The sequence below is a fragment of the Sulfurimonas sp. genome (assembly GCF_018698455.1).
Lineage (GTDB): Bacteria > Campylobacterota > Campylobacteria > Campylobacterales > Sulfurimonadaceae > Sulfurimonas.
Genome location: NZ_JABIOQ010000064.1, coordinates 34850 through 45680, shown reverse-complemented (window position 1 = coordinate 45680; position 10831 = coordinate 34850). Strand labels below are relative to the sequence as shown.

Genomic DNA, 10831 nt, shown 5'->3' with positions numbered 1-10831 from the left:
ATTCCGAACCCAGAAGCTAAGCCCCTCATCGCTGATAATACTTATCCTTTCAGGATTGGAAATGTAGGTCGCTGCCTAGTTGGTTGTTTTTTACTTCTTTATTTACTCCCTAATTACTTTTATTATTACAAAATTTACTTGACTTTTACTACTACAAAAATCTAATTATTATTATTTATATGATATTATTTTATATACTATTTTAGGATGTTATATGAGAGAATATATTAAAGATCAGATAAAAAAATCTTTTGAAACAAAACAAGCTATTTATGAGAATGAAGAATTATTAAACAATATTGAAAATGTTGCGAAAATGTGTGTTGCACTTTATCGTGGAGATAAAAAAACTATTTTGGCTGGCAATGGTGGTAGTGCTGCAGATGCTCAACATATAGCAGCTGAACTTGTTGGACGTTATGGTTTTGACAGACCTTCTATTCCTTCTTTGGCACTTACTACAGATACCTCAAATCTAACTGCAATTGGTAATGATTATGGTTACGATCAAGTTTTTTCTCGTCAACTAGAAGGTATGGGACAAGAGGGAGATATTTTTATAGGTATATCAACTTCTGGTAACTCTGTAAATATTATAAAAGCTTTTGAATCTGCAAAGAAAAAAAATATTACAACGGTTGCTTTGACTGGTTGTGATGGTGGAGAGATGGCAAAACTTGCTGATATATCTTTAATTGTTCCATCTAACGCTACACCACGTATTCAAGAATCTCATATTTTAATTGGTCATATCCTTTGTGATATTATTGAGAAAGAGATATTTGCTGATGGTGTTAGCTCTTAATTGATGAATAAAGCTCTATTTTTAGACCGAGATGGTGTGATAAATGTTGAAAAAGATTATCTCTATAAAATAGATGACTTTGAATTCATTAATGGTATTTTTGATCTTTGTAAACATTATATTGATTTAGGCTATATTATTATTGTTGTAACTAATCAATCGGGTATAGCACGAAAATATTATACTGAAAAAGATTTTTCAAAACTTACTACTTGGATGCTTGATGAGTTTATAAGAAATGGAATTAAAATTTCTTATGTATATCATTGCCCACACCATCCATCAATATCTTCTGTATGTGATTGTCGTAAGCCAAATCCTGGAATGCTTTTAGATGCTCAAAAAGATTTTGATATAGACTTGTCTTCTTCAATTGTTATAGGTGATAAAGAAAGAGATGTTGAAGCTGGACTAAATGCAGGTTTAAGAGAATCTTATCTTTTTGATGAATCAAAGAAAACTATGAATTCAAAAGCTACAAAAATAGTTTCAAATCTTAGTGAGATATGGAAATAAAAATATGTTGATTTTAAACTGTGGTGGTACATTTAATAAGCGCTATAATAAACTAAATGGTGAACTTGAAATACCATTTGATAATAAGGTAGTCGATACAATTTTACAAAGTGTAAAATATGAGTATAAGATTGCGGGTGTTTGCTATAAAGATAGTCTTGATATGAATGAAAAAGATAGAGAAACTATAGCTAATATCATTCATAATTCGGATGAAGATAAATTTATAATAATTCACGGTACGGATACAATGGATAAAACTGCTGAATTTTTAGATGAGATTTTTGATAATAGAACTATTGTTTTAACTGGGGCTATGAAACCCTTTGAAATAGATAATATAGAAGCAACTCTTAATATTGGTCTTTCTTTAGGTTTTATAAATTCTTTGCCTACGAAAGGTGTTTACATTTGTATGAATGGTTTTATAAAAGAAAGGAATAAACTAAAAAAGAATAGAGAACTAGGAAAGTTTGAACTTGTCTAGCACTGTAAGCTGCTCTCATTGTCATTTAGATTTCTCTCCATCTGTTATGATAAAAGAAAATGGGAATTACTTTTGTTGTAAAGGATGCCAAGGAGTTTATCATCTTTTGTCTGATGAAGGATTAGATTCATTTTATGATAAAAGTGGAAATACTAAGTTGTCACCTCCTAAAGATCAATATGAAGACTCTTCTAATTATAATTCAGATGCTTTTTATAGTAAGTTTGTTAAAGAAACAAGTGATGGACTGAGCGAAATTTCTTTAATAGTTGAAGGGATGCACTGTTCTGCCTGCATTTGGCTAAATGAGAAAGTACTTCATATCTTAGACGGTGTTATCGAAGTTAATATTAACTTTACAAACAACAAAGCACATGTAGTTTGGTTAGATGAAAGAGTAAAGCTATCTAAAATTATAGATACTATACGTTCTGTAGGGTATAACGCTTATCCTTATGATACTTCTATACAAGAGATTAAAGTAAATAAAGAAAGAAAAAATTACTATTTAAAAATGTCAGTTGCAATATTTGCATCGATGAATATTATGTGGATTGCAGTAGCTCAATATGCTGGATATTTTACAGGTATTGATCAAGATATAAAGAATACTCTCAATATTACTGAAGGAATTTTAGCAACACCGGTACTTTTTTATAGCGGTTGGGTATTTTTTAGAGGTGCATACTATGGGCTAAAGAACAAGGTCTTAAATATGGACTTTCTTGTAGCAACAGGAGCTTTGCTAACATACATTTATTCTATTTATATAACAATTACAGAACATGGTGAAGCATACTTTGACTCTGTAAGTATGATAATAACTTTTATACTAATAGGAAAATTTCTAGAAGTTCTCAGTAAAAAAAATGCAGCAGATAGTCTTGATATGCTTTGTGAACATTTAGCAAGTGAAGTCAAAGTGTTTAAGAATTCTAAAAGTTCTTTCATTAAGCTTGAAGAAGTTCATGTTGGAGATACTATTGTTATTTCCTCTGGTGAAAAGTTACTTATTGATGGTGAGATACTTAAGGGTGAAGGATTCTTTGATGAGTCTAGTTTAACTGGGGAAAGTGAACCTATATATAAGAGTAAAGGTGAAAAAGTTATTAGTGGAACTCTTAGTATTGATGCTGATATACACTATGCTGCTACAAAGAATTTTAAAGATTCAACTCTTTCGACTATTGTTTCTTTACTTGAGAATGCCATAAACAAAAAACCAAAGATAGAACAATTGGCTAATAAACTATCCCAACATTTTTCATCTGTTATTTTATTCTTATCTTTACTGACATTTATAAGTTGGTTATTACTAGATTATGGATTTGAAGAATCCTTGATGGTTGGAATCTCTGTTATTATAATTGCTTGCCCTTGTGCTTTAGGTCTTGCAACACCTGTAGCAACATTAGTAGGAATAAACTTAGGTGCTAAAAAAGGGATACTATTTAAAGAGGCTGCTCATATAGAAACTATGGCTAAAGCAAATGTACTTGTTATAGATAAGACAGGAACCTTAACTATTGGAAAACCTGAAGTAGTTCAAGAAAAGATTTACAGGGAGTTTGACAAGAGTTTATTGTTTTCGCTAGTTAAAGGATCTAATCACCCTATCTCTAAAGGAATTACTAAATACATCGGTATTTTAGATGAGAATGTTTTGAGTACATTTAAACAGATTCCAGGGAAGGGTATACTTGCAGAACATAATGGAAACCTGCTTCTCGGTGGTAACAAAGACTTAATGAATGAATATAATATTGAATGTGAGCATGAAAATGAAAATTCTATTTTCTATTTTGCTATTAATAAAGAAGTTGTTGCTACTTATGAATTACAAGACAAAATAAGACAAGGTGCAAGTGAATTAATTCAACATCTAAATAAGCAAAATATCGAGACTATCATGCTTACAGGTGACCATAAAAAAAGTGCTTATAATGTAGCTAAAAAGATAGGAATACAAAATGTAAATTATTCTCTCTCTCCGAAAGATAAACTAGAATTTATAAATGAGTTGCATAGAAATGATAAGGTTGTGGTAATGGTAGGTGATGGAGTAAATGATATACTTGCTCTAGCAAAATCAGATATTGGAATATCAATGGGAAGTGGAAGTGATATAGCAGTTCAAGTAAGTGATATAGTTCTTTTAAATGATACTCTTATATCTTTAGATGATGCTTTTAAAATATCTCATACTACTTTTAATCTTATAAAACAAAATTTTGCTCTGTCATTTTTATATAATGCTATCACTATACCTTTAGCAATGGGTGGTTTTATCATTCCTTTGATTGCCGCTCTATCGATGAGTGCTAGCTCACTTTTAGTAGTTGGAAATTCACTACGCATAAAATATAAATGGACAAGGAGTTAAAAATGGATAATTGGATTATTACTATGATGCTAGGTGGTTCTCTTTTTTTAGGAGGACTTGCACTATTTGCATTTATGTGGGCTGTAAATAATGGACAGTTTGATGATGAAGAGAAATTTTTAAATGCAACTAAGTTTGATAATGAAGAAGATTTAAATGATGCTAAAGTAAATGAAGAGAAAAAGAGAAAGTCTAAAAGAGATTATAGACCAGAGTAAGTATAGAAAGCACCGATAAAGGTGATTTCTATAGTAAAGTAAAGTGTAGAAATTAATTTAGTTAATTTCTACATCAGGCTTTAGCCTCGAATTATTTACCTATAGTAGCTGCAAAAGCATCTAAGTCAGCATCAGAATATGAAGCAACTTGACCTTTCATAAGACCTTTCATTGGTCCACCGTAAGTACCAGCTTTGTAACCTTTAAGAGCTGCAGCGATATCAGCATGAGTCATTTCTGAAACAACTTTAGATTTCCCCATTGCTTTTTTAGACCAATCTGCACCATGACAACCAACACATTTACCAGCGATTACACCAGCAGTTAAAGTAGATGCTAGGCCTAGAGTTACAAGAGTAGTGATTACTATTTTTTTCATTTTATTTCCTTGATTTTAATGTTTGGATACATTATAATGTTTTGTGTCTTAAATACTTGTTAATGAATTAAAAGGTATTATTATATTTAAATAAATATAGTGTGGATGTGAATATGAGATACATAGATAATGATTTAAAAGATAAAACAATATTAATAACAGGTGGAGCCGGTTTTGTAGGTTCTAATTTAGCATTTTACTTTCAGGAGAACCATCCTGATGCAAAAGTTGTAATATTGGACTGTTTTAGAAGTGGAGAGACACTCTCAAATGGTAACCTAAAGAGTTTTGGTCACTTTAAAAATCTCATAGGCTTTACAGGTGAGATAATTAGTGGAGATATTAACGATAAAGATCTACTACTTGATTTAGAAATAAATTATAAATTTGATTATATTTTTCATGAAGCGGCAATTAGTGATACTACGGCTCAAGAGCAAGACTTAATGATAAAAACAAATGTTAATGCATATAAAGATTTACTGGACCTAGCTGTAGCACATGATGCAAATATGATATATGCTTCTTCAGCAGCAACATATGGTAATGCAGAGTCACCACAAAGAGTAGGTCGCGAAGCACCTCAAAATGTATATGGATTTTCTAAACTTTCTATGGACCACTTAAGCCGTGAGTATATAAAATCAAGTGACATTAGTATAGTAGGACTGCGTTACTTCAATGTTTATGGAGCAGGTGAGTACTTTAAAAATACAACTGCTTCTATGGTTCTACAGTTTGGTCATCAAATACTTTGTGGAAAAAATCCTAAACTTTTTGAAGATAGTGATAAAATCCTTCGTGACTTTATCTATATCGGAGATATAATTCAAGCGAATGTTAAAGCGATGGAACCTAAGCAAAGTGGTATTTATAATGTTGGAACAGGAAAGGCGAGAAGCTTTCAAGATATTGTAGACATACTACAAAAGGAACTAGGCACTACTCTAACCTGTGAATATATTCCCAATCCTTTTATTGGTTCATATCAGTTTCATACAGAGGCAGATATAACAACTACAAGAGATGCTCTAGGATATGAACCTGCTTATGAGATGGAAGATGGAATAAGCGCATATGTAAGTGAGATAAAACGCATATACGAAGCAGAAGTGAAATAAATGAATGTTTTAAAAGAGGCACAACCAAATATTTTAGTTGTTGGTGACTTGATGATAGACCATTACCTTTGGGGTTCTTGTGAACGTATTAGTCCTGAAGCACCAGTACAAGTTGTAGATATAGCAAAAGAGACGACGGTTTTAGGTGGAGCAGGTAATGTTATAAACAACCTGAAGGCATTGGGTGCCAATGTAAGTGTAAGTAGTGTAATAGGTGATGATGACAATGGTAAAGAACTCCTTTGTATGTTACAAACTATTGGTGTTGATACTCAAAATATAATTACTCAAAATGAAAGAAAGACTTCTAAAAAGAGTCGTGTTATAGCAGTGAGTCAGCAGATACTACGATATGATAAAGAGAGCAAAAATAATATTACAGATACTTCTGTTAGTAAAATACTTGAAGCACTTAGTAGTACAATAAACTCTTATAATATGTTGATTTTATCTGACTATGGGAAAGGTGTATTAACCGATGCATTATGTCAGGGAATTATCTCTTTGGCCAAAAGTGCTGATGTAAAGGTACTAGTAGATCCAAAGGGGAGTGATTTTTCAAAGTACCGCGGGGCTTATCTTTTAACACCAAATAAAAAAGAGGCAATTCTTGCGACAAATATAGAAATTAATGATGAAAAAACACTTAAAGAAGTACTGTTAAAACTTAAAAGTGAGTGTGACTTAGGCATTTCTCTTATAACTCTTTCTGAAGATGGAATCGCTACCTTAGATAATGAAGTAGAAGTTTTCCCAACTGTCGCTAAAGAAGTTTTTGATGTAACTGGAGCAGGAGATACGGTTATAGCTTCTATAGCATTTGCTCTTTCTGCAGGAAAAAGTATACAAGAAAGTGCTGCATTTGCCAATCTTGCTGCGGGTGTTGTAGTTGGAAAGATAGGTAGTGCTACTGTAAACATAGAAGAGATAGAAGAGTATGAAGCATCTTTACACAAAAGTACTTCAGATGCACACATTAAAAGCTTTAAAGATATTGAAGCCTTAGTTAAACGTTACCGTGACAATGGTAAAAAGGTAGTCTTTACAAATGGCTGTTTTGATATACTGCATGTTGGACATGTTAAGTACCTTCAAATTGCTAAAAGCTTTGGAGACATACTTATAGTTGGATTGAACTCTGATGCATCTGTATCGCGTTTAAAAGGTCCAACTCGCCCTGTAAATATAGCAGAAGATAGAGCTTACTTACTAGCTGCTTTAGAAGCTGTTGATTTTGTTGTGCCATTTTCTGAAGATACTCCGATTGATCTGATAAAATTGATTAAACCAGAAACATTGGTAAAGGGTGGAGATTATGAAGGGAAAGAGGTTGTCGGAACAGAATTTGCTGGTGAGTTAAAACTTGTTGATTTTGTTGATGGTAAAAGTACAACAAAAACGATAGAAAAGATTCAAGGAAAATCATGTTAAACAAACTACTACTCATAACTACACTTAGTGTTGGAGCATTCGCTATGCACTTAGGTGAGTTAAATATAAACGAAAGAGATTTAGAAATAGGTGCTAAGTTTGATCTAGGTCAATTTAATGATACGATAGAACCAAATACTATGTTTCTAGGTGCAAAGTTTCTAAATGCTGACCAAGTAAACTCTGATTCAAATGCGACAATTGAACCATACTCAGAAGTTAATTTTCTTATTATGAATAAAATTGGAGATAATGGAATGAAGCTTGGATTGGGTGTTAAGTTTAACTATACAGAAGACTTCTCTTCTCTCCCTTTAGGAATAGAATTTGCATATACGATTCCTGCAAAAGAATTAATTCCAATGACTTTAAATGGCTCAGTCTATTATGCCCCACAGTCTTTGAGTTTTAGTGAAGGAAAAGATTTTCTTGAGTATAGAGTAAGTTACGATGTAGAAATTATAAAAAATGCAGCCGTAACAATAGGCTTTAGAAAAATAAACACTACGTATAAAGCAGACAAGTCAAGTATGATTAACTACAATACATCGTGGTTTGCTGGATTTAAAGTAAGCTTTTAATACTTGTAATTACTTCAGCTGAAGTGATACTTTTCATGCAATCGTGATGTCCTAAAGGACACTCGCGTTTCATGCATGGACTACACTCCATTTCATGCCTTACAATCAAACTTTTTTTATTCTTCCATTGTGATGTTTCTGTGTATTTTGTTGGTCCAAAAATAGCAACAGTTGGAACATTGTAAGCAGCAGCTACATGCATTGGTCCACTATCATTTGTGACAAAGAGAGAACATCCTCCTATACTTACACAAAGTTCTTTTATATTGGTTTTTCCAGCTAGGTTTGTGTAATTCTTAACACCCATTGTTATAAGGTGATCCTCTATCTCTTGAGCCATCTCTACTTCAGAAGGTCCACCAAAAATTATAATGTTATACTCACTGCTAAAAGAAGCACCCACCTCTGAAAAACTTTCAGGATACCAGCGTTTAGCACTCCCATAAGTTGCCCCAGCATTTATGCCAAGAGTGGGTTTAGCAAACTTTTTAGCTTCTATGTATAGTTTTAATTTTGGTGACTCTCCATCAAAGTTATCACTATTTATCATTGCTAGTTTACTATATTGTTCTACTAAATGTCTATCTGCTTTTATATGAGGAGTGTGTGAAAGTAGAAGTCTTGAGTGCCATGAGCTTTTAGCTAAACAGATGACAGTTTTTGTTAAACGCAGTAGTAGAGATGAATGGAGTTGGTTTCTAAAAGTAATCGCTAAAGAAAACTCACCAAGTTCTTTGGCTAGTTTGTAAGTAGCCAGTAAGCGCGATGGTGCTTTTTTTGTCTCATCAACAATGGCTTTTTCGCAAAGTGGATGGTATTTAAGTGCTTCTATACTTACATAACTTCCAACAAATGTAAAGCTTGCATTTGGATAGTGTTTACTTAGGAGTTCTATTGCTGGTGTTGCCATAATAGCATCACCCAGCCAGTTTGGTAAAATTACTAGTATTTTCATAAGGTAGACTCTTTTTTAAATATAAGTTTATAGAAAATATGAGAAAAAATCCAGACGAGAAAAAATGAGGTTAAAGCATCACTCAAAAAGTGACCACCTGCGATTATTCTAGCAAAGCTTACAGCTACACCGTATGAGAGAGCTAGTGACATATAGAGTTTTTTTCTCCGTTTTGCTAAAAGCACAAAGCCAAGTACAGAAAATGCAGAAGCAACATGTCCAGAACTAAAAGAGTTTCCTTTTTGGTTGGAAAGAATAAATGCAGGTGTAAATTCTCTTGTTCCTCCAAACTGTACTATTTCTGCCGGTCTAGCTCTTCCCCAATTCTCTTTTAAGAGCGAGTTTACAATTAAACCTGGCGCAATAGAATAGACTAAAAATATATAAAGAAGCACTTTTTTACTAATGCTAAAAAATGTTTTCTTAGTAAAAGTGTAATAGATAAGTGAAAGCAGATAGTAAAGTATCATAAACGCAGTCATAACACGGACTGAGTGATAAAAGATTCTTTCAAAGAGTGTCTTGTCTAGTGGAAAACTACTTCCATCATAAAAGAGATTTGTTACATAGATATCTAGTTGTGGTTCTAATATAAAAAGAAGAGAGAGAGCAAAGAATAAAAGCCAGATGATCCCATGAATATTTAAATATTTTTTAGTAAGAAAGTACATTACTTTGCATCTTTTATATGGATATATAGAGGTGAAGAGCCTATTGTAAGTATTGGATCTTTTATAAGTGCACCATCTCTCGAGTAAACTGTAAAAAAGTCTTCATTTTTGAGAGTTGTTTCTTTGAGTGACCAGTGAATTTGAAGGAGTTTGTTATCAACTAAACATTGAAGAATGTAGTAATCGCGTTTAATATCCATTCTTAAAAACTGAGCATCTTTGAGGTTTTTATACATATACTTGTAAGTTGTAAACGCAGCTCTTTTTTTTATGTTTTTACGGTTGTCAACTAGTCCATATCCAGGAGCTATAAGCTGGTGCCAAGAGAGAGATTCTACTTGTTGTGAAGCAAAGGCTAGAAGATGATAGCGTAACATATAGTTAGCATATAACTCTTCACTTACACATTCATGTTCACTTGTCGGAGCATAGGGTGCAGTGTTAGAAATAGGCCAGTTCACTTCTGTAATGTAGAGTTCATTTGTAGTTTTTGGGCTTAACCATACCATTGTGCTTAACCAAGCGATTTTATCTGTTAGGGAAAAGATAAACTGCATGTTTTCAGGAGCACCGCGTCTATCTACATAGAGTAATGAAGAAATACCATTGTACTTGTACTTAAAGGCGTTAAAGAGTGTGTGAGCAGTGTAATGATACTCAAAATCTATAACACCACTTCCTATGAGTTTTATATTTTGAAACATAGTGGTTTTTAAATCAAATGCGACTTGGTAAAAACGGTTATATTCGTCTACTGAAAAGAAACCCCATTTAGAACGGTTAATGGTTGAAGCAATCTCAAAAATATCTACATGAGTCTCTAGTTCTTTAAATAGTGTTGTTAGGTTAGTTTTTAGAAGTTCTAAATCTTCAATGTTTTCTCTGTCTTGTAAAATTTTAAGTATGACTTTTTTATCGCTATTTTTTATGAGAAATTGTTTTAAGTTCACAAGGGAATCCATTTCCCAAAGTTTAAAACGCACTAAAATACTTTTTACTTCTAGTTCATCTAAAAGAGCTTGTGTATGTTCTTCCTCTCGCTCAAAGTCAACACCCATAGAAAAAAAGTCTTCTGATTTTATATGTTTACGTTTAACAAAGGGCATAGCTACAAGAGAAATAGGAAGGACAATAACTGCTGTGAGAAATGTTTTTAAAAGAGAAAAGTACTCGCGTTTACGCATCTTTTTTTTATACTCTTTATCTTTAAGTAGTGCTGGTTGGTCGGAATAATCATCCCATCTAAAAGGTACTTTCATAAGTGCAATTATAGCCATTTTAAGG

At 32.6% G+C, this 10831-nt stretch carries 12 protein-coding genes; 8 read left to right on the top strand and 4 right to left on the bottom strand.

Translation table 11 applies throughout. From position 1 onward, the window contains the following. Nucleotides 1-214: 214 nt before the first annotated feature. From HOG88_RS09650 to ccoS, 5 genes are read left to right on the top strand one after another with little or no spacing between them, the layout of a single operon-like run. Nucleotides 215-805, top strand: a complete 591-nt coding sequence (locus HOG88_RS09650) for an SIS domain-containing protein (RefSeq protein ID WP_295005617.1) — start codon at nucleotides 215-217, stop codon at nucleotides 803-805. Nucleotides 806-808: 3 nt separating this feature from the next. Beyond that, the gene (gmhB, locus tag HOG88_RS09645) at nucleotides 809-1321 is read left to right on the top strand and encodes a D-glycero-beta-D-manno-heptose 1,7-bisphosphate 7-phosphatase (RefSeq protein WP_295005615.1); all 513 of its coding nucleotides are present in this window, start codon (nucleotides 809-811) and stop codon (nucleotides 1319-1321) included. Between the two features lie 4 nt (nucleotides 1322-1325). After that, entirely contained in the window at nucleotides 1326-1808 is a 483-nt protein-coding gene (locus HOG88_RS09640; RefSeq protein ID WP_295005613.1) for an asparaginase domain-containing protein, read from the top strand. Then, nucleotides 1801-4191, top strand: a complete 2391-nt coding sequence (locus tag HOG88_RS09635; RefSeq protein WP_295005611.1) for a heavy metal translocating P-type ATPase — start codon at nucleotides 1801-1803, stop codon at nucleotides 4189-4191. The genes HOG88_RS09640 and HOG88_RS09635 overlap by 8 nt, the downstream gene beginning before the upstream one ends. A gap of 2 nt (nucleotides 4192-4193) precedes the next feature. Beyond that, nucleotides 4194-4409, top strand: coding sequence for a cbb3-type cytochrome oxidase assembly protein CcoS (gene ccoS / locus HOG88_RS09630; RefSeq protein WP_295005609.1), 216 nt, complete (start codon nucleotides 4194-4196; stop codon nucleotides 4407-4409). Between the two features lie 91 nt (nucleotides 4410-4500). On the opposite strand, the gene HOG88_RS09625 is transcribed toward ccoS, so the two are convergent. Then, nucleotides 4501-4788, bottom strand: coding sequence for a cytochrome C (locus HOG88_RS09625; RefSeq protein WP_295005607.1), 288 nt, complete (start codon nucleotides 4786-4788; stop codon nucleotides 4501-4503). A gap of 113 nt (nucleotides 4789-4901) precedes the next feature. Here HOG88_RS09625 and rfaD point away from each other — a divergent pair, with 113 nt between their 5' ends. Genes rfaD through HOG88_RS09610 form a run of 3 tightly spaced genes read left to right on the top strand, consistent with a single transcriptional unit; the run spans nucleotide 4902 to nucleotide 7921 of the window. Then, nucleotides 4902-5909 (top strand): ADP-glyceromanno-heptose 6-epimerase, encoded by a 1008-nt coding sequence (rfaD, locus tag HOG88_RS09620; protein WP_295005605.1) that lies wholly within the window; start codon nucleotides 4902-4904, stop codon nucleotides 5907-5909. Next, nucleotides 5910-7340 carry a D-glycero-beta-D-manno-heptose-7-phosphate kinase gene (rfaE1, locus tag HOG88_RS09615; protein ID WP_295005603.1) on the top strand — a complete coding sequence of 477 codons (1431 nt, stop codon included), beginning with the start codon at nucleotides 5910-5912 and terminating at the stop codon, nucleotides 7338-7340. Continuing rightward, nucleotides 7334-7921, top strand: coding sequence for a YfaZ family outer membrane protein (locus tag HOG88_RS09610; protein WP_295005601.1), 588 nt, complete (start codon nucleotides 7334-7336; stop codon nucleotides 7919-7921). The genes rfaE1 and HOG88_RS09610 overlap by 7 nt, the downstream gene beginning before the upstream one ends. Here the strand turns inward: HOG88_RS09610 and waaF are convergent. The 3 genes from waaF to HOG88_RS09595 are packed head-to-tail and all read right to left on the bottom strand — an operon-like array spanning nucleotide 7905 to nucleotide 10824. Beyond that, a complete protein-coding gene (waaF, locus tag HOG88_RS09605; RefSeq protein ID WP_295005599.1) occupies nucleotides 7905-8876 on the bottom strand; it encodes a lipopolysaccharide heptosyltransferase II in 972 nt (323 codons plus the stop codon). The genes HOG88_RS09610 and waaF overlap by 17 nt on opposite strands. Next, nucleotides 8873-9547, bottom strand: coding sequence for a phosphatase PAP2 family protein (locus HOG88_RS09600; protein ID WP_295005597.1), 675 nt, complete (start codon nucleotides 9545-9547; stop codon nucleotides 8873-8875). Before HOG88_RS09600 ends, waaF begins: the two co-directional genes overlap by 4 nt. Continuing rightward, nucleotides 9547-10824, bottom strand: coding sequence for a glycosyl hydrolase (locus HOG88_RS09595; protein ID WP_295005595.1), 1278 nt, complete (start codon nucleotides 10822-10824; stop codon nucleotides 9547-9549). Before HOG88_RS09595 ends, HOG88_RS09600 begins: the two co-directional genes overlap by 1 nt. Nucleotides 10825-10831: the final 7 nt, after the last annotated feature.

Excerpts from the sequence above, each read along its gene's own strand:
- HOG88_RS09650 (WP_295005617.1), top strand. The coding sequence starts at position 215 with ATGAGAGAATATATTAAAGATCAGATAAAAAAATCTTTTGAAACAAAA.
- gmhB (WP_295005615.1), top strand. The coding sequence starts at position 809 with ATGAATAAAGCTCTATTTTTAGACCGAGATGGTGTGATAAATGTTGAA.
- HOG88_RS09640 (WP_295005613.1), top strand. The coding sequence starts at position 1,326 with ATGTTGATTTTAAACTGTGGTGGTACATTTAATAAGCGCTATAATAAA.
- ccoS (WP_295005609.1), top strand. The coding sequence starts at position 4,194 with ATGGATAATTGGATTATTACTATGATGCTAGGTGGTTCTCTTTTTTTA.
- HOG88_RS09625 (WP_295005607.1), bottom strand. The coding sequence starts at position 4,788 with ATGAAAAAAATAGTAATCACTACTCTTGTAACTCTAGGCCTAGCATCT.
- rfaD (WP_295005605.1), top strand. The coding sequence starts at position 4,902 with ATGAGATACATAGATAATGATTTAAAAGATAAAACAATATTAATAACA.
- rfaE1 (WP_295005603.1), top strand. The coding sequence starts at position 5,910 with ATGAATGTTTTAAAAGAGGCACAACCAAATATTTTAGTTGTTGGTGAC.
- HOG88_RS09610 (WP_295005601.1), top strand. The coding sequence starts at position 7,334 with ATGTTAAACAAACTACTACTCATAACTACACTTAGTGTTGGAGCATTC.
- waaF (WP_295005599.1), bottom strand. The coding sequence starts at position 8,876 with ATGAAAATACTAGTAATTTTACCAAACTGGCTGGGTGATGCTATTATG.
- HOG88_RS09600 (WP_295005597.1), bottom strand. The coding sequence starts at position 9,547 with ATGTACTTTCTTACTAAAAAATATTTAAATATTCATGGGATCATCTGG.
- HOG88_RS09595 (WP_295005595.1), bottom strand. The coding sequence starts at position 10,824 with ATGGCTATAATTGCACTTATGAAAGTACCTTTTAGATGGGATGATTAT.